The following is a 25163-nucleotide window of genomic DNA, read 5'->3' as shown; positions in this document are numbered from 1 at the left end:
GCCTCAGGTCCGCCGGATACGCGGATCGAGGACCGAATAGAGAAGATCGACAACTAGATTAATCATGATGAACAGGAATGAAATCACCAGCACGATGCTCTGCACTGCGGGATAGTCCCGGAGTTCCACGGCATTTACCAGGAAGCCCGACAGGCCGGGCCAGTTGAAGACGTATTCCACGAGAACCGTACCGCCGAGGAGTGTCCCCACATGGAGACCGACGACGGTGACCACCGGTCCCAGCGCGTTGCGCACCACATGGCGCCGGAGCACCTCCTTGCGCGGCAGACCCTTGGCGCGGGCCGTGCGCACCCAGTCGCGCTCCAGCGTCTCGATGACGGTAGTCCGCACCATGCGGAAGATGACGGCTGACAGACCTACCGCAATGGTGAAAGCCGGCATGGACAGATGGATAAGATGACGGACGGGGTCTTCGCCGAACGGGGTATAACCGCCCGCGGGTACCCATCTCAGTGTCTGGGCGAACAGCAGGATGAGAAGGGTGCCGATGACAAAGACCGGCATGGAGAGCTGAAGTCCGGCCATCCACGACAGCAGCCGGTCGGTCCAGCTTCCCCGATGCGTGGCGGCAAGGGTGCCCAGCGGCATACCGATCAGCAGGGCGAGGAGTGTCGCTGCGAGAATCAGTTCGATGGTACGGGGCAACCGTGTGGCGATTTCCTCGACAATGGGATAACCGTCGGTGAAGGACCGCCCCAGATCGCCATGCAGCAAGCCGGCGAGATAGCTGCCATACTGTTCGAGAATCGGCCGGTTGAGCCCCATCTTCTCGCGCAGCGCCTCGACGGCCTCCGGCGGCGGCAGCACGCCACCGCTCGAAGACAGAAGCACAGCCGGATCGCCGGGTATCAGGTGGAGAACCGAGAACACGATGGTCGCCACCACCCAGACCAGGATGAGGGCGACCAAGGTACGTTTGAGGGCATATCCCCACATGAGGACTACGTGTTTTCGGCGGTTTCGATGATCGCCCCGGAATAGAACGTCAGGAATCCGGGAATATTGGTGAAACCCTGAACATTCTTCTGGAAGGCGTACCCCTGGGCCCGCCAGTTGATGCCGACGATGGGCACAAGTTCAACGCAGCGCGCCTGCCACTGGTCGTAGATCTCCTTGCGCTTGCCCTCGTCGAGCTCCCTCTGGCCGGCATCGATCAGTTCGTTGATCTTGTCGTCGTTGAAATTGTGGCTGCGGACGAAGGACGGTCCGCGGCGACCGTCGACAAAGTTGGCGAGTGCGTCCGGATCGTTGAAATCCCCGGCCGTCCCCATGACCGCAATGTCATATTGCCCCTGATTGCCAAGATCCACGCGCGTGGCCCAGTCCGGCAGGTTCAGCTTCGCCCGGATGCCGACGGCGGCCAGGTGCTGCTGGCAGACCTCTGCCGTGTCCTTGTGCATGCCATATTGCGCCGTCGACAGGAAAGTGCAGTCGAAACCGTCGGCATAACCCGCTTCGGCCAGCAATTGCTTGGCCCTTTCGGGATCGTAGGACCAGTGGTTGGCATATTCTTCGTTGAAGAAGGGCGAGCTTGCCGGAATGGGCATGCCGTTGAGCGGATTGCCCCGCCCGAAGAAGGCCGCTGCCATGACATCCTCGCGCTTGATGGCGTAGCCGATGGCATCGCGCACGCGCGGATCGGCGAGCGGCCCTTCCGTCGTGTTGAACACCAGGTACATGAATGGACCATCGGTGTTGTCGAGCACCAGGTTGTCGTTCTGGGCGATGAAGTCCATCGACTGCCAGGGCACGTACTCGATGATGTCCACGTCACCCGCCTCAAGGGCCGCGACGCGCAGGTTCTCGTCCTTGTAGGCGATGAAGCTGAGCTTCTGCGACTTCGGCAGCCCGTCCTTGTAGAAACCGTCATAGGCTTCCATGTCGATGCGGGTGCCGCGTTCGACCGAAGCGATCCGGTAGGGGCCGCAACCGATCACGTCCTCGCGGTCGCCGCCGATGCTGCCGGCGGGGATCACATGCGCCATGAAGCTGGCGGTAAGATAGATGAAGGGTGCGGAATCCTGCCCGAGATGGATGCGGACGGTGTGATCGTCGGGTGTCTCGATGGAGTCGATGATCCCGAAGGCGCTGCGCAGATAGGCGGTCGAATCCTCGGCCATGATCGCTTCGTAGCTGGCCTTGACGTCGGCCGAGGTCACCGGCGTTCCGTCGTGGAACGTGGCGTTCTGGCGCAGCTTGAACACATAGGTGCTGCCGTTCTCGGCTTCCCAGCTTTCGGCCAGTTCCGGCCGGAGATCGGCCTTGTCGTCATAGCTGAGCAGACCACGGTGGATCTGTAGCTTTACGGTCGCTGCCGCGGTGCCGGCATTGGCCCAGGGATCGAGCGAGGGGGGATAGGAGGAAAGGCCGAAACGCAGAAGGCCGGGCTCGCCGGCCATGGCATGCCCGGAAAGCATCGGCCCGGTTACCAGTCCCGCACCCAGCACGACACCGCCCTTGAGCAGGGTGCGGCGCTCGATCGGTAGACGCCTGTCGAACTTCTTCATGTCAGCCTCCCGTCATTCCATAGACATCCTGTGCGGTTTTCGCCGAGATCTTGCCGTCGGCCAGATCGCGCCGGACGAGCTCCGGATCGCGCAGCTCCGGATTGCCGTAGCCGCCCGAACCGGGGGTCACCACTTCCACCGTGGCGCCATGTTGGAAGATGCCGTCGCCCCTGACCAGCGGGCCGCCCCTGCCGGCCGTGCGTACCGAGAAACGCCCGCCTTCGCCGCCGCCGTCGAGGCCCCAGGGCGAGGACAGGCCGCGCGAATGGTGAACGGCGACCGTGCAGTCGTCATGTTCGATCCGGACCTTGCGCCGCATGCCCATGCCGCCGCGCCATCGTCCGACGCCACCGGAGTCGTCCACCAGCTCGTAGCGCTCGACCATGAGCGGATATTCGGGTTCCAGCCCTTCCACGGGCAGATTGCTGGTATTGGTCGTGTGCACGTGCACGCCATCCAGCCCGTCCTTGGTCGCCCGTGCGCCGAAGCCGCCTCCGATGGTCTCAAGGTAGACGTAGTAGCTGCCGGTCTTCGGGTTGATGCCAGAGAAGAAGGCGCCGATGCATGCGCCGTTGCAGGCGGCGATGACCCGCTCGGGCACCGCCTGCGCGAGGCAGCCATGGACAAGGTCGACGATGCGTGCCGATGCCTGCATGCGCCCGTCGACGGCGGCGGGTTCGGCGGCGTGGACGATGGTGCCGGGCGTGCCCTCGACATGGATCGGCCGGTAAAGTCCGGCATTGGGCAGGATATCCGGATCGACGACCGTCTTGACGGCATAGTAGACGGTGGCCAGCAGTGCGGTGCGCACCATGTTCACCCCTGCGCGCACCTGCGGGGGGTTGTCGCGAAAGTCCAGATGGATATCGCTTCCCCTGACGGTGAGCGTGAGCTTCAGCGTAAGCTCGTTCTCGACATCATGGGTGTCGAACCTGTCCTCGAAGTGATAGGTCCCATCGGGAATGGTGGCGATGCCTGCACGCATGCGCCGTTCGGCATAATCCAGCAGTTCCTCGCCCGCCGCCGCCACCAGTTCCCTGCCGAACTTGCCGCAAAGGGCGCGAAAGCGCTCGATGCCGAGACGGTTCGCGGCCATCTGTGCGCGCAGATCGTTCAGCCTTTCGCGCGGAACCTGACAGTTGAGCAGGATCATCGACATGATGTCGTCGACCAGCTTGCCCTTGCGATACAGTCGTACCGGCGGGATGCGCAGACCCTCCTGGAAGATGTGCGCATGCGCGCGGTCGACGAAGTCGGCATGATGCGCGAGGTTGACCGCCCAGGCCGCGATCTCGCCATCGACGAAGACAGGCGACGCCAGGACGATGTCCGGGAGATGCGTGCCGCCGCCGGTATAGGCATCGTTGCCGACGAAGGTGTCGCCGTCCTCCACCGTCGAGAGGTCGGTGCGTTCGAGGATGGCGTCGATGACGCCGATGAACGAACCCAGGTGGATGGGGATGTGCTCGGCCTGCGCCAGCGTGCGTCCCTTCGCGTCGAAGAGCGCGGTGGAGCAGTCGCGTCGCTCCTTGATGTTGGTCGAGTACGACGCGCGTATCAGGGTTTCCCCCATCTCCTCGACGATGGAGGATACGGCATTGCCGATGACCTCGACGGTGATGGGATCGACGGTCCTGCTCATGCCGGAACCTCCTCGATGACGAGATTGAGGTAGGGATCGACGACAGCCCGCTGGCCGGGCAGCAGCAGCGTGGTCGAGTCCATCTGCTCGACGATGGCCGGTCCGTCGATGACATGGCCGGGACCGAGCTTCGTGCGGTCGTAGAGCGGACACTCGACCTCGCCACGCGTTTCGGGCATCCAGACACCGCGCTGGCCGATGCGGGCGTCGAGCAGGGGCGTTGCCGTCCTTTCGTGCCGCCGGATCTGCGCCTTCTCGACGATGCCGGTGGCCTCGATGCGGAAGGTGACGAGCTGGACGGGCTCCTCGGGTGCGATGTAGCCATAGAGGCGCTCATGCGCCGCCTCGAAGCCCTGCTTGAGGATATCGAGCGTTTCCTCGCTGACGGGACCTTGCGGGAAGGGCACGTCCAGCTCGTAGTTCTGCCCGGCATAGCGCATGTCGACCGACAGTCGCAGCTTGCGCGCATCCTCGGCCATGCCCTCGTGTTCCAGCCATTCATGCGCTTGCGCGGACAGATCGGCGAAGATCTCCTCGATGAGCGGAAGCGACGAGGCTTCGAGTGGAGCCAGCCGGGTGCGGGCGTAGTTGGTCTGCAGATCGGTGAGCAGCAGGCCGATGGCGCACAGGATACCGGGATGGGGCGGCACGATGATGCGCGGCAGTTCGAGTTCGCGCGCGAGCCGCGATGCGTGGATGGGGCCGGCGCCGCCGAAGGCCATCAGCGTGAAGTCGCGCGGGTCGTAGCCGCGCTGGACGGAGATGACCCGGATGGCCTTGGCCATGTTGGCTGTGACGATCGAGATGATGCCCTGTGCTGTCTCCATGGCCCCGAGGCCCAGCCGGTCGCCAAGCTTCGCGATCGCATCGACGGCGAGGCCCCGGTCGATCTCCATGCGCCCGCCGAGCAGGTGCGTCGGATTGAGGACACCCAGTGCGACATTGGCATCGGTGACGGCGGGTTCGTCGTTGCCGCGGCCGTAACAGACCGGCCCCGGATCGGCCCCGGCGCTGCGCGGTCCGACCTTGAGCAATCCGCCGGTGTCGATGTAGGCGATCGACCCGCCGCCGGCGCCGACCGTGTTGATGTCGAGCATCGGCGTCTTGAGCGGATGGCCGTGGACCACCATTTCGCCGGAGAGCTTCGGGCGGCCACGGTCGATCAGCGCCACATCCGTTGATGTTCCGCCCATGTCGAAAGTGATCAGGTCGTTGAAACCGGACAGGCGGCCGATCTCGATGGCGCCGACGACGCCGGTGGCCGGCCCCGACAATACCGTCTTGACCGGCGCCAGGGCAGCGGTCTCGAAGGTGATGATGCCGCCATTGCTCTGGGTGATGTGCGGCGGACTCTCGATGCCGAGCCCTTCGACGCGCTGCTGGAGGCGACGGATATAGAGGCTCATCACCGGACCCAGCGAGGCGTTCACCGTGACCGTCGAAAGCCGCTCGTATTCGCGGAATTCCGGAGCGATCTCGTGGCTGGCCGACACGAAGGCCTCCGGGAACACCTCCTCGACGATGGCCCGGGCCCGGCGCTCATGGTCCGGATCGACGAAGGAATAGAGGAAGGCGATGGCCACGGCCTCGACACCGGCCTGCTTCAGCGTTCGCGCCGCCCGCCGCACGGCCTCCTCGTCCAGTGGTGTCTCGACCCGACCGTCGTGCCGCAGGCGTTCCGGCACTTCAAGGCGCAGCGAACGGCGCACCAGCGGCACTGGCTTGTCGCATTGAAGGTCATAGAGCGAAGGACGTTTCTGGCGGGCGATTTCCAGCAGATCGCGAAAACCGTCCGTGGTGATCAATCCCGTACTGGCGGTTCGCCCCATGATGAGGGCATTGGTCGCCACCGTCGTGCCGTGGCCGAAGTAGCGGACGTCGCCACCGCCGAAAGCTTCGAGCCCCTGCTCGACACCGCCGGCAATGGCCTGTGACGGGTCCTGGGGCGTGCTCGGCACCTTCCAGACGTTCAGCCCTCCGGTATCTTCATCGAACAGGCAGACGTCCGTGAACGTGCCTCCTGAATCGACACCAATTCGCCAGTTCGCCAAACCGTTCCTCCCCACAATTACACTGGAACGATTTCACGGTGTCTGGCGCATGGTCAAGGTCTGATTAAGTCGTTTTTCGTGTTCTGTGGGATTTTCCATCGACTTTGCCGGTGGAAGAACGGGAAAATCGCCAGGTTTTGGGGCGTGTTTCACGTCGCTGGTCCGGGCAGGCGACGTGTTGCCCGTTTCATCGCCCGCCAGGCCCGCCAGTAGTTGAAAATGCCGCCGAGCCAGAAAAGGACGCTTCCCGCGACATACTGGGAAGCGAGGAAGGTCCCGACCATGCGTTCGTCCTGATGGCTGGCAAACTGCCAGAGGTAGGGGACCGAGGCGACCGTGAACAGGACCGATCCGGCGACGAAGGCAAGCGCGGTCAGGTTCATCAGCTGCAAGGTCGTCATGTCCTTCGCGGTGACGATCTGCAGGACGTTGACGATTGCTCCGACAACGAAAAGCAGGCTGCCGATGACAAAGCACCATGCACCGGGGCGGAACAGGGACACCCATGAGAGGAAGAACACGCTGCCGATGGCGAACAGGATGGTTCCCGTGAAGTAGGTGACCGCCGCTATCGCTTCCAGCTGGCGCCAGATCTTCGGTGGACGGTCGAGCCGATGCCTGTAGGTGATGACTTCGACGAGATCGTGGCCGGTCACCAGCAGGTAGAGCAGCGAGCCGGCGAAGAAGATCCATGCACCCAGATCGGCGTATTTCTCCAGGGCGGGAAAGAACATGATGCTGCCGGCGATGAACATCAATCCGCCGACCTTGTAGAGGATGGCGTTGATCGTCTCCCAGCGGAACTGGTCGCGCAGGTCGGGATTGCTGTCCAGCAGATCGAACATGCGATCGCGGTCGGTGAACATGTGGGGCATGGCGATCCTGCTTCATTTCCGCTTGCAAACTTGCAAATGAACGGCATGGAGGCCCGACAAACCATCTGGCCCCGGGACCTCCCGGTCTGGATAGAGGAAGCGTCCCGGGCCTGACAAGTCGACGGGCCGTCGGCGGATTGGCGATTGTGGCGTCATTGGCAGGCTGGTAGAGGTCTTCGGGCACCGATCTTTCCAATTTTTCATCGAGCCAGCCCATGAACAGCAGACCCCCGAAGAGTATCTTCATCGACGGCGAGGCCGGTACGACGGGGCTTGGCATCCGCGAGCGCCTGACCGGCATGGAAGGCATCGAGCTGCGCTCGATCGAGCATGACCGGCGCAAGGATGCGGAGGCGAAGAAGGCGTTGCTGGCCGATGTCGACCTGGTGGTGCTGTGCCTGCCCGACGATGCGGCCCGCGAGACGGTGGCCCTTGTCGACGAACTGGGCGGGAACGGGCCGAAGGTTCTCGATGCCTCGACCGCGCACCGGGTCTCCGAAGGCTGGGTTTTCGGCTTTGCCGAAATGACGGGGGGGCAGGCGGAAGCGATTGCCACGGCGCACAAGGTTTCCAATCCGGGATGTTATCCTACTGGAGCGATAGCGCTGGTCCGCCCGCTGGTGGATGCCGGGATCGTGCCCCGGGATTTCGCGCTGACCATCAATGCCGTGAGCGGCTACAGCGGCGGCGGCCGGCAGATGATCGAGAATTTCGAGGCCGGGAAGGCGCCCGCTTTCCAGCTCTACGGGCTGACGCTGGAACACAAGCACCTCCCCGAACTCCAGCGCTATTGCGGGCTGGAGAGGCGCCCGATCTTCGTGCCTTCGGTTGCCAATTATCGCCAGGGCATGCTGGTCTCCATCCCGCTGCACCTGTCGTCGCTGAACGGCGAGCCGGTCATGGACGACCTGCGCGCGGTGCTGGAAAGACACTATGCCGGCAGCCGCCATGTCAGCGTGGTTGCCGCATCGCAAACGCCCGTCTCGGTCGAGCCCGAGGCGCTCAACGACAGCAATCGCCTCGAACTGTTCGTCTTCGGCAATGATCGCCAGGGACAGGCCGTCCTGGTCGCCCGCCTCGACAATCTGGGCAAGGGAGCATCCGGTGCGGCGGTGCAGAACATCGAGCTGATGCTCGGATTGTAACGGCGAGCACGACGTCCGCCGGTCGGCATCATCCTGAAAATGCGGGCCGTGTTCCAGCGGGGAAAGTTGCGGTCCGGTCGTGTTCCACTTTCGTCAGAGGGTATCTTCGAGCCGGCAGTTGACCAGCAGTTCGGCGATGCTGGCCGTATTGGGCAGGGCGATCACCGTCGCCGCGAGTTCGGCGAGGTCAGCCGCGTCGATCATCTCCGCGCGTCCGACCTTGGTGACATCGGCGGTCATGTCGGTTGCCACGAAGCTCGGGCACAGGGCGGTGGCCCGCACCCCGTCTTCCCATGCGATGCGGCGGGCCGAGTGGGTGAGCGCCATCACCGCGAACTTGCTCATGCTGTAGGCGACATTGTCGTTGCGTACGCGCTTGCCGGAAAGCGAGGCAACATTGACGATTCGTCCCGAACCGCATGCGCGCAGATGGGGAAGGCAAAGGCGGATCATCGACAGGGGTGCCTTGACATTGACGGCCCAGACCTCGTCCAGGAGGTCGTCATCGTCCTCCTCGATGTTCAATCGTCCCGCCATGCCGGCATTGTTGACGAGAGCATCGATACGGCCGAAGCGTTCCGCGGTCGCCGCGACCCAGGCCATGTGGCTGGGCTTGTCGACGGCATCGAACCGGCCGTGCATGACCCTCGCACTCTCCCCGATCGGCAGGGTGGCCGGATCGCGCGCGCCAAGGCTCAGGGTGTAGCCGGCATCGTGCAGCCTTTGCGCGATGGCAGCGCCGATGCCGCGGCTGGCGCCGGTGACCATGACCACCCGGCCTTCACTCTTGAGCATGATACTCTCCCGATGTTGACCTGGAATACATCAGGGTTTCTAATCAGTTTGGCAATGATCAACGGGGGAGCAGACCATGCCGGGAATGGATCGCCGCAGTTTTTCCGCCCTTGCTGCGACAGCTGCCGTGACGGCGGCGATGCCTGCAGGGAAGGCGTCGGCTGCCGAGAGCTGGCGCATGGCATCGAAAATGCCGACCGACAGTCCCGAAGGCGTCGTCTTCCAGTATTTCGCCGATGCGGTCGCCGAGCATTCGAACGGTGAGCTGACGGTCAAGGTGTTTCCCAACGAGCAGCTGGGCAAGACCGACGCGGTGATGGAACAGCTGGGCATGGGAACGGTCCAGTTGTACGCCGAGGGTTCGACCTTCATGGACAAGTGGGTACCGGACATTTCCTGGGTCAGCGCCGCCTTCCTGTTCGATGACCGCGACCACTGGGTCCGGTTCTGCGGTACGGATCTGGTCAGGGGCTGGTACAAGGAGGCGCAGGAAAAGGCCGGTGTGACGCTGCTCGGCGATCCGACCGCCATCCTGCGCGGTCCCTTCCGGGTGATGGTCTCCAAGCGCGACGTGCAGACGTTCGACGACATTCAGGGGATCAAGCTGCGCATGCATCCCGACGAGCTTGCCCATGCCACATGGACCCATCTCGGTGCGGACGTGAAGACGCTCGCCTGGACCGATGTCTATCAGGCCATCGACAAGGGCATCGTCGAAGCGGTCAACAGCCCGATAGCACTGGTGGAGAGCATGCGCTTTCAGGAAGTCGCGCCGCACATCATCCGTCATGACGAATATTACCAGGCCATCGGCTTCATGATGAACCTGCAGGCCTATGAATCCTTGTCGGATGCCCAGCGCGAAGCCATCGACAAGGCGTACCGGCAGGCCGGCGACTACAGCTTCGAGGTGATGAACAGTGCCGCCGACGAGTCGCTCGCGCGCATGGCCGAAGAGGGGGTGACCTATCTCGAGATCGACCGGCAGCCCTTCATCGACAGCATGAAGGGATTCTACAAGGATCTCGATGGCAAGGGGGAGTTGCCGGAGGGCTTCCTTGATGCGGTGGAGAGTGTGCGCCAGTCCTGAGCGCATCCGCCATGAATGGGCTGGCATGCCCTTCGGGGCGGGACGTGCCATGCTCCGTGCAGCCATCATCATCCGGTATCCGTGGCCATGGGGCCGCGGACGGGATCGGGGACGACCTCCTTGGAACCTATAACGACGGGTCCGCTGGCAAGGTTCGTCAGCGTGGCCGACACCCTGCTCGAACGGTTGAGCGACCTCTTCGCAATCATCGCCAATCTCTGCCTGCTGGCGATGCTGGTGGCGACCGCGGCCACCATCGTCCTGCGGCCGTTCAACATCTCCTTCTACTGGTTGTGGCCGTGGTCCATGCAGGTGTTCGTGTGGATGAGCTTCTTCGGTTTCTTCGTCATCTGCCGGAGGCACAAGGACATTGCCGTCGATTTCCTGATGCGGCGGCTCGGCCCGGTGGCGATGGCGGCAAGCCGCTGGCTGGTGGCCCTGATCGTGTTGCTGGTGATCGGCACCATCCTCTACCAGATGCCCAGGGTGCTGCGCTCTCAGGTCGGCGGGATCGACGGGGTCATCACGCCGTGGGGAGGTGAACTCCAGCGCTACACGCTCACGATACCGCTTGCCGCCTCGTGCCTGCTGATCTTCGTCAATGGCATTGTCGACCTGCTCAAGGCGAAACTCGGCTGGCCCGAGCCGGTGGCCGAGCATCATGTGGGGGATGAATGACATGACGGCCATCCTGCTGTTCGTCGGCTTCATCCTTCTCATCCTCATCCGGGTGCCGATCTCCATCGCCATCGGTGCCGCCGTGGTCGCGGCGTTCAGCGCCTCGGAATTCAGCGGCGATCTCTACATCATCCCGCAGCAGATCCTCGACGGGGTGAACAAGGCATCGCTGGCGGCGGTTCCCTTCTTCATCATGGCCGGCAACCTCATGAACGTGGTCGGCATGACCGACCGCATCTTCGCCTTCGCCAGTTCGCTGGTCGGCCACTTCAAGGCAGGGCTGGCACAGGTCAATGTCCTCTCCTCGATGATCTTCGCCGGTGTGTCGGGAGCGGCGGTGGCCGATGCGGCCGGGCTTGGTACCATCGAGATCAAGGCCATGAAGGAGCGTGGCTATCGCGCCGATTTCTCGGCGGCGATCACCGTCTGCTCGTCGGTGGTGGGTCCGCTGATTCCGCCCTCCATCGGCCTTGTCATCTACGCCTTCCTCGCCCAGCAGTCGGTGGAGCGCATGTTCCTTGCCGGGCTCGTGCCCGGCGTGCTGGTCGGCCTGTCGCTGATGGCGTTCAACCGCTTTCTTGCCATCAGGGAGAATTTCCCCACGCAGCCGAAGGCGACATTCGCTGAAGTTCGCGCCCATGCACTCGACGGCTTCCTCGCCCTGGTCGCACCGGCGATCATCCTGGGCTCGATCCTGTTCGGCTTCGTCACCGCCACCGAGGCGGGGGTACTGGCCTGCCTCTATTCGATCGTGCTCGGGCTGATCTACCGCACGCTGACCTTCGGCAAGTTCTGGGCGGCGCTGAGCGATACCATGAGCATGACCACCGTGATCATGATCATCATCGGCTTTTCCATCGCCATGGGCTGGCTGCTGGCCATCCAGCAGGTTCCGCAGGCGCTGGGTGACGCGCTCTTTGCCATCACCGACAACCGTAACGTCTTCCTGCTGCTGCTGATGGTCTTCGTCCTGCTGATCGGTTGCGTGGTCGAGGGTGTGCCGGCCAAGCTGATCCTCGTGCCGATGCTGCTGCCGGTCACGGATGCCTACGGGATCGACCGTGTGCATCTGGGCATCATTCTCCAGTTGGGTTTGCTCATCGGTATCGTGACACCGCCGATGGGCATCGGTCTCTACATCATGGTGGAAGTCGGCAAGGTGCCGTTCGAGAAGGTGACGATGGCCTGCCTGCCGTTCATGATCCCGCTTCTGGGTGTGTGGATCGCGCTGACCTACATTCCCGGGCTGACATTGTGGCTGCCCAACCTCGTGCTGGGACCGGAATGATCGCCCATGCCGGATCGATGCCCGTCGGGGATCGGTGGCTATCATCGAAAACAGGGAGAAGTGGAGGATGACGCTCGTCGTACATGTCGGCCCGGCGCGTGCGCAATGGTGGAAGGAACACCTTCAGGGGCTGCTGCCGGAACTCGATGTGCGCCTGTGGGACGAGCCGTACGACGTCGCGGACGTGCGGCAGGCGGTGGTCTGGAAGCCACCCGCGGGCGGGTTGAAGCGTTTTCCCAATCTTGAGGTGATCGTCTCCATGGGTGCGGGAATTGACCACGTACTGGTCGATCCCGAATTGCCACGGCACCTGCCGCTGATCCGCACGACGGGTTTCGATTTGACGCAGCGGATGCGTGAATATGTCTGCCTGCATGTCCTGCGGTTGCACAGGCGGTTGCCGGAGATCGAGGCGGCACAGGGCAGGCGCGAATGGCTGCAACTGGTCAATCCGCCGGCCTACGAGCGCAAGGTGGGCGTGATGGGGCTCGGCAATCTGGGGGCGGACTGTGCCCGCAGCCTGTCGATGCTGGGCTTCGACGTCGCGGGCTGGGCCCGTCGCGATCACGACATCGAGGGTGTGGAATGCTTTGCCGGGAATGACCGGTTCGATGAATTTCTCGCCCGGACGGAAATCCTCGTCTGCCTGCTGCCGCTCACCGAGGCGACAAGGGGCATTCTCGATGCGTCACTGTTTGCCAGACTGCCGAAAGGTGCCTGCATCATCAATGTGGCTCGGGGCGAACATCTCGTCGAGCGGGACCTGCTCGACGCGCTGGCCTCGGGCCAGATCCGCGCGGTCGCGCTCGATGTCTTCCACGACGAGCCCCTGCCGCATGATCACCCGTTCTGGGACCATCCCGACGTGCTGGTGACCCCGCACGTGGCCTCGCTCATCGACCCCGTATCGGGTGGCAAGGCGATTGCCGACAACATTCGCCGTTTCATGCGTGGCGAGCCGGTACCCGATCTGGTCGATATCGAACGGGGCTATTGAGCGTCCCTGCGGCACGTCGCGCCGGGTTCGATCCGGACACCGCCGACATGGCGGACAACGGTGCACAGCTCGCCATAGGACCGCTTGCCTGCGAGGACGGCCCGGCCTGTTTCCGTGATTGCCACGGCGCGTTGCGGCCAGGGCGCCGCACGGTCCGCCACGTCGATGAGCGGGCATGATGCCGCGGCCAGTTCGTGCAGGACCGGCCAGTACATCAGGTCGCCGAGGAAGGGCATCGGCTCGGCCTCGTCATGCAGCCTCTTGAACAGGCGGCCTGCGGTCATCGGTCCGTGCGTGGCGAGCAGTTCCAGTGTCAGTTGACGGGTGAGGCCAAGTCCCGTGGCCGCGTCCGGCAGTTCGCGCAGGTACCGGCGCAGTGCCGGTGCCATCAACGGCAGTTCCGGTGTATTGGTGTCGGCCTCGCGCTGCAGGGCATCGGCGGCGGGTGAACACAGGGCGGCATCGACCCTCCGCCCGCGTTCGAGCATGGCCGGGGTCACCGGGCGGCGCTGTTCTCGCCACAATCGACGAAGGTGTTCGGGTGAAAGCTGGCCAAGACCGAAGAATGGCTCGATGCCGGGAAACCTGTTGATGGCAATCAGTTCCAGTCGCGGCACTTGTTCACGACCGGCAAAAGCTGCCAACAGGCGAGCAAGGACGAGCTGGTCATAGGGATCGTGTTCGCACCAGATGATGACATGCTCGTCTTGGGAAATATCATCTATCGCCTGATATTCATCCTCCAGCTTCCTCCGCACCAGATTCGGGGCGAGCCCGTAGGCCGGTGCCAGATGGCCGGTGCGCGTGTCGATATATGCGGCCCGGTCGAGCGCAGGAACCGGGCCGTCGCACAAGGGGTCGGAAAACTCGACGAACCGCCCGTCCAGTCCCGCCTGTTGCAGTTTCGCGCGGATGTCACTGCCGCAACGGACATGGACGACACGCGAGGTCACGCCCTCGCACCTCTCGCGCTTCCGCCTGCCGGGTCGCCGGGATCGAGGATGAACGGGGCGGGGGCGGCCGCACCCCCGATGGGTTGCGACGGGTCATTGATGCCATGGCATGTTCCGCTTGCCGGATCGCGGGAGACACCCGACGGGCAGGCGTACAGCTTGGGAAACACGAGCAATTGCGCGACTTCCAGCTCGAAATGGCGGCCAAGCTCGCCGAGCACCGCCTCGCCCATGCGCGGGTCGACGCGGATCGAGCCCCGGTCCGAGGCGTCGATGCGCGGATGGTTGAAGGCCTCTTCGAGGCTCATTCCGAAATCGAGCATCAGTGCCGCGATCTGGGTGACGCAGGGCTGGATGTGATTGGCCCCCGATGCACCGATGGCGAACAGTGCCTCGCCGTTCCTTGTGGCAATCGTCGGACAGATGTTCGACGCATTGATGCGCTTGCGTCCCTCCATGGTCGTCGGATAGCCCGGACGCATGTCGAAATAGGAAACCGCGTTGTTCATCAGGATGCCGGTCCTCGGCAGGACCACGCAGGAGCCGAAACGGTTGAGCAGGGTGTAGGTGAGTGCGACCATGTTGCCCTCGGCATCGACCGCCGAGAGAGAGCTGGTGCATCCCTGCCGGTCCGGACCCCGGCCCAGTCTCGCCTTGTGGCTGCGCCATGCCTTGTCGAGAGCCCGCGCGTAGATGGTCCAGCTTTCGCCGTCCGGTCCCGTTCCCGGCTGCGGCATTTCCCGAGCCACCTCGGCAAGCGTCTCGATCAGTCGCGGTCCGCCACTGGTCGGGCCGGCGGTGTGCAGGATCGCTCCACGATGCCGGCCCTCCGGCGAATCATGTTCGAGCAGTTCGTAGGCGGCCAGATCTTCCAGCGTGATCCGGCTGCCGCGCTCGGACAGGTCGGCGACCAGCGCCTCGCCGAGCGATCCGCTGTAGAACGCTTGCGGCCCGTCGGCGGCCAGCCGTTCCAGCGTGTCCGCGAGCCGGCCCAGGGGCAGGAACTGTTCGGGTGCCGGCGGCATGCCGCCCGGCAGATAGATGCGGCTGGCTTCCGGGTCCCGGGCGAGATCGCCGGCGGCGAGCGCGACCTGCAGGGTCGTGAACCAGTTGCAGGGCAGCCCGCGCCGGGCGAGCTGGATGGCCGGACCCAGCACGGAATCGAGCCCGAGGCGCCCGAAGCGCTCGAGTCCGCGCGACAGGCCCATGACCGCACCCGGCACGGTGATCGACAGCGGCCCGACGACATTGCGCCGGTCGACGACCCCCGGAAAGCCCATGATCGTTTCGGGTATGCCCGGGTCAACGGGATAGTCGTCGAGACGGATGTCCCCTGGCAGCATTCCCTGGAAGTCGATGACATCCGCCCGCCGGCTGGCGGCCGACCATGCGACCATGTAGCCGCTGCCGCCAAGCCCGCACATCCACGGTTCCACCGCAGCCAGGGCAAAGGCGGCGGCCACGGCCGCATCCATGGCATTGCCGCCGGCATCGAGCATCGCCGCACCGGCGCGGGCGGCAAGCTCGTGCTGGGCCGCCACGACGCCTTGCGGCGATGTTACGGCCGATTTTTTGACCTGCCAGTGCTGGACATCGCGATTCATGTTTCCCCTCTCTCCCGAATATCGCCAGACTAGGACCATCCTTGGGAGGAGGGAACCATGACCTACGATATCCGCGACATGCCGAAGCCGGTTCCGGCAGCGATCCTTGAGAAGGCCGGTCGGGTCGAGACCGCCACCATCGGCCATCGGCGCTTCATGGGCTTCATCGACCCGGCCATACAGCCCGTTCTCAAGGGGCGGCGCGTGGCCGGAACTGCCGTGACCCTGGCACTGCCCGGACAGGATTCCACCTTGCTGCACCACATCATCCGGTTCTTGCGCAAGGGAGACATTCTCGTCATCGATCGCCTTGGCGATCACAGGCATGCCTGCCTGGGCGGTGGTGTGGCCTGTGCGATCAAGGCTTCGGGTTGCGCGGCCGTGGTGATCGACGGTACCTGCACGGACGTGCCGGAGATCGAGCAATACGACCTGCCGGTGTGGTGCCGCGGACCCTCGCCGATCACCACGCGGCTCTACAATGTCGGCGGTGCGTTCAACGTCCCGGTTTCCTGTGGCGGTGCCGTGGTTCGTCCGGGGGATGTCGTGGTCTGCGATTTCAGCGGCGCGCTGGCGATGCCGGTGGACGAGGCCGAAGCCGACATCGACTGGGCGCTGGGCAAGCAGGCCAGCGAGCCGCAGGGGCACCGGAAACTGGCCTCGGGTACCCTCTTGGGCGACATGTCCGGTGCGTCGAAGATGGTCGAGGCCCGTCTGGGCAAGGGCTGATCCGGGAACGGCCGGGCTCAGGCGAGGCCGAGTTCGGCGAGGCTGAGGAAGGGCAGGCGGTCGCCTGGCTGGATGTCGGTGACGTCGTCGCCGAGTTCGGCGACACCGTCGGCTTCGGTCAGCGAGGTGAGAACGCCGGAGCCCTGCTTGCCGATGTTCTCCATGAGGGGGCCATCCGGGCCGTCGACCAGCCGTACGCGCACCAGTTCGGTGCGGCCGGGGCGTTTCCTCATGGCACGGGCGAATGGCAGGAGCAGGCCGCGGGGTGCGTGCCAGCCGGCACCGGCCATGGCCAGGAGCAGCGGGCGGGCGAGATAGGCGAAGCACAGGGCGGCGGCGACGGGGTTGCCGGGCAGGCCCATGATGCGGGACGTGCCGATCTCGCCAAAGGCCAGCGGCCGGCCGGGTTTTATGGCAATGCGCCAGAAGCGCAGGCGTCCCATGCGCTCGATGGTTTGTGCCAGATGATCTTCATCGCCTTGTGAAGCTCCTCCCGAAGTGAGGATAAGGTGATGATCCGACGCCGCCTGTCCGAGCACATCGGCGATGTGCCGGGGATTGTCATCGAGGCGGCCGAGATCGGTCACCTTCACCGGCAGCGACGCGAGCGCACCCATGAGGATGGGCCGATTGGCGTCGTAGAGACCTCCTTGCGGCAGCGGCATTCCCGGTTCGGTGACTTCGTTGCCGGTGGAAAGGACGGCGACCGACAACCTTTCGAACACGCAGACATCCGCCAGCCCGAGCAGGGCGGCCGCACCCAGGTCCGGAGCACGCAGGATGCGCCCGGACCGCAGCACCGTGTCGCCCGTGGCCATGTCCTCGCCGCGTGGCCGGCGATTGCCGCCACCCCGGCGCAGGATAGGCAACACCAGTTCCCCGTCCTCGACGCGGCATTCCTCCTGCAGCACCACCGTGTCGGTGCCGGCGGGGAGAACCGCGCCGGTGAGCACCCGCAAGGCTTGCCCTTCGGGGACAGTCTCCATATGCGGAGCGCCGGCGGCCGACCGCCCCCGGGCGACGGGCAGGCGGAACGGGCGTTCGGCCATGGGCGGCTGCCACCGCAATGCCCACCCGTCCACGGCAACATTGTCGAAAGCCGGAATGTCCCGATCGGCGACCAGTGCCTCGGCGAGAATGCGCCCGCGTGCCTGCCCGACCGCGACCCGTTCGCGCCCGACCGCGGTCGTGACCCGCTCGCGCAGCCGCCTTTGCGCCTCCGCGACCGGAACGAGGCCCGGGTCGTGGTCGAAGCAGTCGGCGACGGTCATGCCGGCTCCGCCCTGGCCAGCGCCAGGGCCGCGATCGCGTCGATGTCGTTGATGTCGATCACCGGGACCGGGGGGGGCGGGTCGATGATGTGGTTGCTCGCGACGGCGACGACGGTGGGATCGCCATGGGCCAGCAGCGGCCGGCCCCGTTCCACCAGGTGGACCTCGATCTTGGCATGGGGAAAGCGCTTGAAGCCCTCGACCACGACGAGATCGCACGGCGACAGCCGGGGAAGCAGTTCATCCAGCGGCGCATCATCCTCTCCCGCCATCTCGTGCATCAGCGCCCAGCGCTTCGATGTCGCCAGCAGGACCTCGCGGGCACCGGCCTCGCGATGACGCCAGGTATCCTTGCCGGGCTTGTCGATCTCGACACTGTGATGGGCGTGCTTGATCGTGGAAACGCTCAGGCCGGCCCGGGTGAAGTGTTCCACCAGCTTGACGACAAGCGTGGTCTTGCCATTGTTCTTCCAGCCAACGATACCGATCACCCGCATGGACGCTCCTCTGTCCTGCCTGAGGCAGGGGATACAGATGCAAGGACAGGACCAAAGATGCAAGAGCATGAGCTGGACGCACGGGGTCTCAGCTGCCCATTACCCGTGCTGAAAGCGCAAAAGCGGCTGAAGGCGATGGGCTGCGGCGACCGGCTGGTGATTCGTGCAACCGACCCGAAGGCTCCGGGCGACCTCGCGGCGCTGTGTGGCGAGCATGGTCACGAACTGGTCGACAGCCGCGAGGAGGACGGGCTCTTCGTGATCACCATTGCGCGATCATGCGACAGCGATCGAACCATTGGGATGCGCCGTGGCTGACCGGATCGACCTCGACCTCGACCCTTCATTCCGCGGTATGCTCGTCGTCGGCGACATCCATGGACATGTCGACCTGATGGAGCGGATGGTCGTCCATGCCCGCGAGCGCGGTCTCTTCTTCGTCAGTTGCGGCGATCTGGTCGACCGTGGCCCTGACAGTGTCGGCTGCCTGTCGCGGATGCGCGATCTCGTGGCTGGCGGCCGGGGTCTGTGGATCCGGGGCAATCACGAGGACAAGCTGTATCGGGCGCTCAAGGGACGGATGGTCAAGGTCACCACGCCACTTCAGGTGACGATGGAGCAGCTGGCGGCCCACGAACACGGGCCGGCGATACGCGATGGCTTCCTTGAGGCGTTCGAGGCGGCACCGTTTGCCGTGCGCCGCGGCAACCTGTTCGTCGTTCATGGCGGTTTCGGCGTCCGGATGCTCGACCTCGATCCGATGCCGCAGCCCTTGCGCGTCAGGGCGTTGTTCGGCCAGCCGGCACGGCAGCGCAAGCCGGACGGCAAGCCGATCCGCCTGTATCGCTGGGTCAACGAGATACCCGATGGCATGTCCATCCTGATCGGCCATGATCCCTGTTGCGATGACTGCCTGCTGGAGAGGGTGGGCGTGCAGGGCGGGCGGGCGATTCACATCGACAGTGCGGCCGGCAAGTGTGGACCGTTGTCAGCAGTGGAAACCTGCCGGGACGGTCATATTGTCGCGGCGATACAGGTCCGCCGCGACGAGGAGGGCATTCGGCCCATCGAGATCCTGCCCTATTCACTCGATCGTGTACGCAGGACCGAGGAGCCTTCGGCCACCGACGGCCCGTGACCGGTGAAGGTGCCGTTCAGTCGGCGTCAGCGTGGTCGCGTGCCGGGACCGTCTCGTCCATGTCGAGCAAATGGGAACAATCTCGGGCCAGGAACTGTCGCAGGGCGTCAATGGTCATTGGCCGGGCAATGAGATAGCCCTGGGCCGCGTCGCAACCGAGCTGTTTTACCCGGTGCAATTGCTCCATGGTTTCAACGCCTTCCGCGATGGTCCTGATGCCGAGATTTGTGCCAAGTGTGGCAACCGCGCCGACAATCGCCTCGGCGTCGCGTTCACTGCCCAGTCCGGCCACGAATCCGCCGTCGAGCTTGATCTTGTCGAAGGGGAAACGGCGGATGTAGCTCAGGCTTGAGTAGCCCGAGCCGAAATCGTCCATGGCGATCCGGGTACCTCGCGCCTTCAGGCGGTGAAGCATCGCCAGGGTCGCGGTCGTATCATGGAGCAACACACCCTCGGTGATCTCAAGGACCAGCCTGCCGGTCGGCAAGCCGACCTCTGTCAGTGTGTCGAAGACCTGCCGGTCGAAATCGTCATGGCGGATCTGTGCCGGCGAAAGGTTGACGGCCACCTTGAGGTTCTCGAAGCTGGCAATGTCCCGCGCAGCCTGTTGCAGGACGAGGGCGCCGATATCGCAGATGAGTTCGGACTCCTCTGCCAGTGGTATGAATTCCGAAGGTGGCACCATTCCCCGTGTAGAGTGTTTCCAGCGAACCAGAGCCTCGACCGAGTCAACCGAGCCGTTCTGCAGGTTCAGCTGTGGCTGGTAATTGACGGTAAGGGAGCCGCTCTCGACCGCCGCACGAAGGTCCCGCGTGAGATCCCTCCTGGCGATGAGCTCGCGATGCATGGTCTGCTCGAAGATGCGGTAGCGATTGCCGCCCCCGGACTTGGCCCGGTAAAGGGCGATGTCGGCATGGCGCATCAGTTCGCTCGTGTCGGCGGACATCTCGTTGGACAGGGCAATTCCGATGCTCCCGCCGATCTCAAGTCGATGGTCGCCGATACGGAACACTCTCCCGAGGCTTTCGACGACCCTTCGTGCGAGGCGCCTCGCGGCTTCGGGCTGCCCCACTTCCACCTGGACGATGGCGAACTCGTCGCCGCCCAATCGTGCCAGCAAATCGGTTTCGGAGCAGCAGTCGCGCAGGCGGTTGGCAACGGCCACCAGCAGGTCGTCGCCGACGGCGTGGCCCAGCGTGTCGTTGATCTCCTTGAACCTGTCCAGGTCGAGACACAGGACGGCGAGCGAGGTCGTCCAGCCCGAGGTCTGGTCCACCGCGGCATCGAGACGCTCGTTGAACGCCAGGCGGTTGCGGAGGCCCGTGAGCGGATCGGTGCCGGCCAGCTCGACCAGCTTGCGCTCGACCTGGCGGCGGGTGGTGATGTCGGTGCAGATGATGACGGCGCCCTGGGCCTGGCCGTCATCGCCATGCAGGGGACTGAGGCGCATCTCGACCGGTAGCGTCCCGCCGCCCGCCAGATTGATCTCGACCTCGCCACTCCAGACGCGGCGACGCCTGATCGCGCCGTAGATGTGGGAGGCGTCATTGGGGTGCACCGTCAGCCTCCAGATGCCTCCGATATCCCTGAGCGATGCGAGGTCATGACCGAACATGGTCTCGAACGCGTTGTTGACGAAGACCGGGTCGCCGGTCTTGCTGTAGATGAGCAGGGCGTCGGTAATGCCGCTGACGGCCGCGCGCGCCTGCAGCTCCCGCGACTCTTCGAGTTGCCGGATGGCCGTGATGTCTTCCACGGTGCCTTCGTAGTGCAGCAGTTCGCCATCGCCGTCATGGACCGCCCGGGCATTCTCGCGGATCCAGATGATTTCCCCGTCCCGACGGCGCAACCGGGATACGAAATCGGCGACGGAACCATTGCGGTCCATCTGCAGGCGAAAATCTTCATGCCGGGAAGGGTCGACATAGGGCGCTGTCGGGCCGTCTTGCGCACCGTTGCAGGCGGACATGAGCTCCTGGGGCGAATTGTAGCCGCATATGTGTGCCAGGGCGGGGTTGGCCGCGAGCAGGTCTCCCTTCGCGGAGGTGCGGTAGATCCCGTGGATGGCGTTGTCGAACAGGCTGAGATAGTCGGCTTCGGCCCGTTCCCGCGCGAGCCGCGCCTCGACCTTGAGGGAAATGTCGCAGACCGCACCGACGATGCCGCGGATCCTGCCGGAGGCATTGCGTACCGCACGGGCATTGATCGACACGGGAAGCTCGCTGCCATCGGCCCGTGTCATCCGGCAGTCGAAATGCGCGACAGCGCCCTCGTTGCGCAGGATATCCATGAACTGCCGGCGATCGGCCGGCTCGGCGTGGACATCGCGGCAGAAGTCGCGGACATTGGCGAGCAGCATGCGCGGGGAGGCATATCCCAGCATGTCCGCCAGCACCCGGTTGGCCGACACCAGCCGCCCGGCCGTGTTCGTCTCGTAAATTCCAACGGGGATCTGATCGAACAGCTGCTGCAATGTCGTCGTGGCCGGCCTTGGATCGGCACCCGATCTGCGGTTGATCCAGGACATGCGAGCTTCGCCGGAAGATCTCCTTTCGACTTCCATCGAACTCGTGCTGCCTGCCTTGTGCCGAAAGGACATCATGTTCCGATCTGGTGACTTGCGGTGCCGATTATGTGGAGATGTCGATTACCAATCTGTTAATGGCACGGCATGGCTGTCATGCAGGCTTCCCACGACCGTTTTCGCTCCGTATGACAATGGAGGTGAGGTGCCCGACGCGCTGGCGGGTGGTTCCTTTTCCGGCGGGAGTGTGATGGATTGACCGGTGGTGATGACGGGCACGAGGCCGAAGCTCTCGTTGCGCTGGAGATCGAGGCGGCAGCAGCGCTGTTCTGTCAGTCGCGGGCCGCTGCCATTGCACTCGCTGCGGCTTCGCTGTCGCATGCCCCCACTGGCCATGGACATGGCGGGCATCGCCGTCATGTCGTGATGCTCAGGGCCCACGATCACGACCGCGGAGCACCCACGCGCAGCCTGTTGCGCCTCGGTGGAGGCGGGGTCAGGGAGGTGGGATCGCTGGACAGGGTCGGAAGGGACGAACTCGAAGGGGCGCTGGCCGATCGTTCTTCAATAGGACTCTATCTCACGACTGATAGTTTCGCCGAAGGGCGTTCGATACCTCCTGTCTATGAAATGATCCACGCTGCCCGCCGTCATGGCCTGCCGTCGATCGTCGATGTCCGTGGGCCCGCGGACGCGGTGGCGATGCTCGACGCCGGGGCCGGCCTGGTGATGACCGGAGTGGCGGGGGCGGCCGGCGTCATCGCCGGCGATGACGCGCGCATTGCCGCCTGCAGGGCGCTGTTCTCCGGCATCGGTGCCGTGATGACGGCGCACCCCGCAGGCGTCAGGCAGCTTCTGGACCAGTGGTTGCCGAGAACGGACGGCCAGCGCCCCACCTTGCGCTTCGTGCCGCTGGCCGTCCGGACCTACACGGCCCACGCCGATGGTACGCTGCTGTCGGCCTGCGAGCGCGGTTTCCTCGGGCCTGCGTCGTAGGACGCCCTATTCCAGGGTTTCCATCAAACGCTTCATCAATTGCATTCTGGGGACAATCGACGAGATGAGAAGGTGCTCATGGTAGGTATGTGCACCATCGCCATCGACGCCGATGCCATCCAGGACCGGCAGGCGGCCGGCAAGGAAGTTGCCGTCCGAACCGCCGCCGGACATGGTGTCGTCCAGTTCGAATCCCAGTTCGGCCGCAAGCACGCGCGCATGCTCGAACAGCGCGGCGGTGGCCGGGCTCTTCTCGTAGGGCGGCCGGTCGACGCCGCCCTCGATGCGGATCGAGACATCGGGGTCATGGCTGACGCGGTTCCTGACGGCGGCAAGCGCGGTGTTCATCGCCGCCTCGCTCGGAAAGCGCAGGTCGAGATCGAGCCGGGCCTGCTCGGGTATGGTGTTCACCGCCGTGCCACCGCTGACGATGCCGACATTGGTGGTGATGCCGACCTCGTAATCGGTGATGGCCTCCAGTTCGAGAATATGTCGGGCCATCTCGCGAATGGCACTTCGTCCGGCGGCGTGACGGGATCCGGAATGGGCCGGGCGGCCGGTGAAGTGGATCGCGTGGCGGGCCGTTCCCTTGCGTGCGGTGACGCATTTGCCGCCGTCGCGGCCGGGTTCCGTCACCAGCACGTACCGGGCCAGGTCTCCCGCCTTGCGGATATGATCCCGCGATGTAGGGCTTCCGACCTCCTCATCGGACGTGAACAGCCAGCGCAGGGGCAGCGGTGTCGGCTTGCCCTCGCGCACCAGTTCGCGAAAGGCGGCAAAGCCGAGGAATGCTCCGCCCTTCATGTCGTAGATGCCGGGGCCGTAGGCGCGGTCGCCTTCGATGCGGAAGGGCAGGCGGTCGGCCAGCGTACCGACCGGATGGACGGTGTCGAGGTGACTGAGGATGAGAATCCCGGGTCCGTCGCCGCCCCATGGGCTGCGGACCTCAAGGTGCTTGCCCCGGCCGTTGATGCCCTCGATCCAGGAAACCGGGGCTCCCAGCGTGGAAAAACCGGCCGCGACCCGGTCCATCAGTCGCTCGACGGCCTGCGGCGCGCTGGTCGGGGTCTCGATCTCGACCCAGGCCCTGATCTCTTCGAGAAGTTTCACGGCGTCTGGCATGGTCTTTCTTCCTCCCCGTCGGATGCCTGTCTGTCTCTCTCCACTCGTAGTGTCTTTTCCGTCCAGGTGGAACGGCCTGAACGGTCCGGAAATGCATCCGATCAGCGAACGGGATCGCATGTCGTTGCAACCGCGGCGCTTTTCGTGGCATAGGCAGGGCGACCAGCGTGGGTTCCGCAAGCAAGGGAACAGGATCCGATGAGCAAACAGCTTCTGCATCTCGTCTTCGGCGGCGAGGTGTCCGATCCGGGCAAGCTCGAATTCGCCGATCTCGACAAGCTCGATATCGTCGGCATCTATCCCAGTTACGCCAAGGCGGAAGCGGCGTGGCGGGCCCGGGCGCAGGCCACCGTCGACAATGCGCAGATGCGCTATGTGGTCGTTCATCTCCACCGCCTGCTCGATCCCGATGAGGAATCCGGGAAGGGCTAGTCGCGGCGGCCGTCAGGGCCGGGCGGTTGCCGATGGGCGAATTGTGCCGCATTGAGCCGGATACGGGTTTGCTGTAGATCACGGCCAATCGCCCCCGGATTGTCGTCCGGCAGATGGGTCCATTTGCCTGGATGAGACATTCCCAACCCAGCGGAAAGCCCATGTCAGGTCATTATCGTCACCTCTTCGCCCTTCCCGTGCTGGCCGTGGCCCTTGCCGCCTGCCAGGGCGACACCCAGCCGGACACGATGGCGCATTCGGTCACGGCTGCCAGCGTGCGTCAGGAAGATACTTCCAGCGCCACCATCACGGCCATCGATCCGGCCACCCGTGAAATCACGCTCCAGACGGAGGACGGCCGCCAGAACAGGATCGTCGCCGGCGACGACGTGCGCAATTTCGACGAACTGAGGGTCGGCGATGTCGTCCGCGCCAGCTATGAGTCAGCGGTCGTGGCGGTGCTTGCAGGTTCGGACGCCGAACTGTCGACGGATGCCGAAGCCAGGGTGATCACGGCACCGGAGGGGGCGATGCCCGCCGGGCTCGGCGGTACGGCCATCCACGAAGTCGTGCAGTTCGTGTCGTACGATGCCAAGGCCCACAACGTCACCATTCGCCGTGTCGACGGGTCTGTCTCGACCTTCACCCTGACCGACGCGAGCATGCAGAACTTTGCCGCCTCGCTGGTCGAGGGGGACAAGGTCGAGATCGGTTACACCGAGGCCATCGCGGTCACGGTCGAACCGCAAAGCTGAGGCAAGGGGCGGGCGGGCCTGCCGGCGATGGTGGTGGGCCATTCACGATGAAC

Annotated in this window: 23 protein-coding genes; 11 read left to right on the top strand and 12 right to left on the bottom strand. The window is 64.6% G+C overall.

What is annotated here, in order from left to right; all coding sequences use genetic code 11:
* Positions 1 to 3 precede the first annotated feature (3 nt).
* The 5 genes from H6851_19240 to H6851_19220 all read right to left on the bottom strand — a co-directional run bounded on the left by H6851_19240 (position 4) and on the right by H6851_19220 (position 7096).
* On the bottom strand, positions 4 to 957 hold the full coding sequence (locus H6851_19240) for an ABC transporter permease (GenBank protein ID MCB9945746.1): 954 nt from the start codon (positions 955 to 957) through the stop codon (positions 4 to 6).
* Between the two features lie 5 nt (positions 958 to 962).
* Positions 963 to 2438, bottom strand: coding sequence for a peptide ABC transporter substrate-binding protein (locus H6851_19235; GenBank protein MCB9945745.1), 1476 nt, complete (start codon positions 2436 to 2438; stop codon positions 963 to 965).
* Between the two features lie 91 nt (positions 2439 to 2529).
* The gene (locus tag H6851_19230) at positions 2530 to 4170 is read right to left on the bottom strand and encodes a hydantoinase B/oxoprolinase family protein (protein ID MCB9945744.1); all 1641 of its coding nucleotides are present in this window, start codon (positions 4168 to 4170) and stop codon (positions 2530 to 2532) included.
* A complete protein-coding gene (locus H6851_19225; GenBank protein ID MCB9945743.1) occupies positions 4167 to 6221 on the bottom strand; it encodes a hydantoinase/oxoprolinase family protein in 2055 nt (684 codons plus the stop codon). The genes H6851_19230 and H6851_19225 overlap by 4 nt, the downstream gene beginning before the upstream one ends.
* Before the next feature lie 149 nt (positions 6222 to 6370).
* Positions 6371 to 7096 carry a YrhK family protein gene (locus H6851_19220; protein MCB9945742.1) on the bottom strand — a complete coding sequence of 242 codons (726 nt, stop codon included), beginning with the start codon at positions 7094 to 7096 and terminating at the stop codon, positions 6371 to 6373.
* Positions 7097 to 7311: 215 nt separating this feature from the next.
* Here H6851_19220 and argC point away from each other — a divergent pair, with 215 nt between their 5' ends.
* On the top strand, positions 7312 to 8241 hold the full coding sequence (argC, locus tag H6851_19215; GenBank protein MCB9945741.1) for an N-acetyl-gamma-glutamyl-phosphate reductase: 930 nt from the start codon (positions 7312 to 7314) through the stop codon (positions 8239 to 8241).
* A 93-nt stretch (positions 8242 to 8334) separates the two neighbouring features.
* Here argC and H6851_19210 read toward each other — a convergent pair whose 3' ends face one another.
* Positions 8335 to 9036, bottom strand: a complete 702-nt coding sequence (locus H6851_19210) for an SDR family NAD(P)-dependent oxidoreductase (GenBank protein ID MCB9945740.1) — start codon at positions 9034 to 9036, stop codon at positions 8335 to 8337.
* 85 nt (positions 9037 to 9121) lie between these two features.
* On the opposite strand from H6851_19210, the gene H6851_19205 reads away from it, so the two are divergent.
* From H6851_19205 to H6851_19190, 4 genes are all read left to right on the top strand, one after another.
* Positions 9122 to 10126, top strand: coding sequence for a TRAP transporter substrate-binding protein (locus H6851_19205; GenBank protein ID MCB9945739.1), 1005 nt, complete (start codon positions 9122 to 9124; stop codon positions 10124 to 10126).
* Between the two features lie 120 nt (positions 10127 to 10246).
* The gene (locus H6851_19200) at positions 10247 to 10804 is read left to right on the top strand and encodes a TRAP transporter small permease (protein ID MCB9945738.1); all 558 of its coding nucleotides are present in this window, start codon (positions 10247 to 10249) and stop codon (positions 10802 to 10804) included.
* 1 nt (position 10805) lies between these two features.
* Entirely contained in the window at positions 10806 to 12092 is a 1287-nt protein-coding gene (locus H6851_19195; protein ID MCB9945737.1) for a TRAP transporter large permease, read from the top strand.
* Positions 12093 to 12159: 67 nt separating this feature from the next.
* On the top strand, positions 12160 to 13089 hold the full coding sequence (locus H6851_19190; protein ID MCB9945736.1) for a glyoxylate/hydroxypyruvate reductase A: 930 nt from the start codon (positions 12160 to 12162) through the stop codon (positions 13087 to 13089).
* On the opposite strand, the gene H6851_19185 is transcribed toward H6851_19190, so the two are convergent.
* Both H6851_19185 and H6851_19180 read right to left on the bottom strand, forming a co-directional pair.
* Positions 13083 to 14042, bottom strand: a complete 960-nt coding sequence (locus tag H6851_19185; GenBank protein ID MCB9945735.1) for a DUF1835 domain-containing protein — start codon at positions 14040 to 14042, stop codon at positions 13083 to 13085. The genes H6851_19190 and H6851_19185 overlap by 7 nt on opposite strands.
* Complete coding sequence (locus H6851_19180; protein MCB9945734.1) at positions 14039 to 15685, bottom strand: gamma-glutamyltransferase; 1647 nt, start codon at positions 15683 to 15685, stop codon at positions 14039 to 14041. Before H6851_19180 ends, H6851_19185 begins: the two co-directional genes overlap by 4 nt.
* Positions 15686 to 15703: 18 nt before the next feature.
* On the opposite strand from H6851_19180, the gene H6851_19175 reads away from it, so the two are divergent.
* Positions 15704 to 16375 carry an RraA family protein gene (locus H6851_19175; GenBank protein ID MCB9945733.1) on the top strand — a complete coding sequence of 224 codons (672 nt, stop codon included), beginning with the start codon at positions 15704 to 15706 and terminating at the stop codon, positions 16373 to 16375.
* Positions 16376 to 16392: 17 nt separating this feature from the next.
* On the opposite strand, the gene H6851_19170 is transcribed toward H6851_19175, so the two are convergent.
* Positions 16393 to 17646 (bottom strand): molybdopterin molybdotransferase MoeA, encoded by a 1254-nt coding sequence (locus tag H6851_19170; protein ID MCB9945732.1) that lies wholly within the window; start codon positions 17644 to 17646, stop codon positions 16393 to 16395.
* On the bottom strand, positions 17643 to 18143 hold the full coding sequence (gene mobB, locus H6851_19165; GenBank protein ID MCB9945731.1) for a molybdopterin-guanine dinucleotide biosynthesis protein B: 501 nt from the start codon (positions 18141 to 18143) through the stop codon (positions 17643 to 17645). Before mobB ends, H6851_19170 begins: the two co-directional genes overlap by 4 nt.
* A 57-nt stretch (positions 18144 to 18200) precedes the next feature.
* On the opposite strand from mobB, the gene H6851_19160 reads away from it, so the two are divergent.
* Both H6851_19160 and H6851_19155 read left to right on the top strand, forming a co-directional pair.
* Positions 18201 to 18461 carry a sulfurtransferase TusA family protein gene (locus H6851_19160; protein ID MCB9945730.1) on the top strand — a complete coding sequence of 87 codons (261 nt, stop codon included), beginning with the start codon at positions 18201 to 18203 and terminating at the stop codon, positions 18459 to 18461.
* Complete coding sequence (locus tag H6851_19155; protein MCB9945729.1) at positions 18454 to 19281, top strand: metallophosphoesterase; 828 nt, start codon at positions 18454 to 18456, stop codon at positions 19279 to 19281. Before H6851_19160 ends, H6851_19155 begins: the two co-directional genes overlap by 8 nt.
* A gap of 16 nt (positions 19282 to 19297) precedes the next feature.
* Here the strand turns inward: H6851_19155 and H6851_19150 are convergent, their stop codons facing one another.
* The gene (locus H6851_19150) at positions 19298 to 21808 is read right to left on the bottom strand and encodes an EAL domain-containing protein (GenBank protein ID MCB9945728.1); all 2511 of its coding nucleotides are present in this window, start codon (positions 21806 to 21808) and stop codon (positions 19298 to 19300) included.
* Positions 21809 to 22060: 252 nt separating this feature from the next.
* Here H6851_19150 and H6851_19145 point away from each other — a divergent pair, with 252 nt between their 5' ends.
* A complete protein-coding gene (locus tag H6851_19145) occupies positions 22061 to 22801 on the top strand; it encodes a hypothetical protein (protein ID MCB9945727.1) in 741 nt (246 codons plus the stop codon).
* Between the two features lie 6 nt (positions 22802 to 22807).
* Here H6851_19145 and H6851_19140 read toward each other — a convergent pair whose 3' ends face one another.
* Positions 22808 to 23923, bottom strand: coding sequence for a M20 family metallopeptidase (locus H6851_19140; protein MCB9945726.1), 1116 nt, complete (start codon positions 23921 to 23923; stop codon positions 22808 to 22810).
* A gap of 198 nt (positions 23924 to 24121) precedes the next feature.
* Between H6851_19140 and H6851_19135 the strand changes: the two genes are divergently transcribed.
* The gene (locus tag H6851_19135; GenBank protein MCB9945725.1) at positions 24122 to 24355 is read left to right on the top strand and encodes a DUF4170 domain-containing protein; all 234 of its coding nucleotides are present in this window, start codon (positions 24122 to 24124) and stop codon (positions 24353 to 24355) included.
* Positions 24356 to 24516: 161 nt separating this feature from the next.
* Positions 24517 to 25110, top strand: a complete 594-nt coding sequence (locus tag H6851_19130; protein MCB9945724.1) for a hypothetical protein — start codon at positions 24517 to 24519, stop codon at positions 25108 to 25110.
* The last annotated feature ends 53 nt before the right edge of the window (positions 25111 to 25163 follow it).

It is taken from the genome of Geminicoccaceae bacterium, from assembly GCA_020638465.1.
In the GTDB taxonomy this organism is placed as follows: domain Bacteria; phylum Pseudomonadota; class Alphaproteobacteria; order Geminicoccales; family Geminicoccaceae; genus JAGREO01.
The sequence above is the reverse complement of the archived record's forward strand: the minus strand, read 5'-3'. Positions and strand labels throughout refer to the sequence as shown.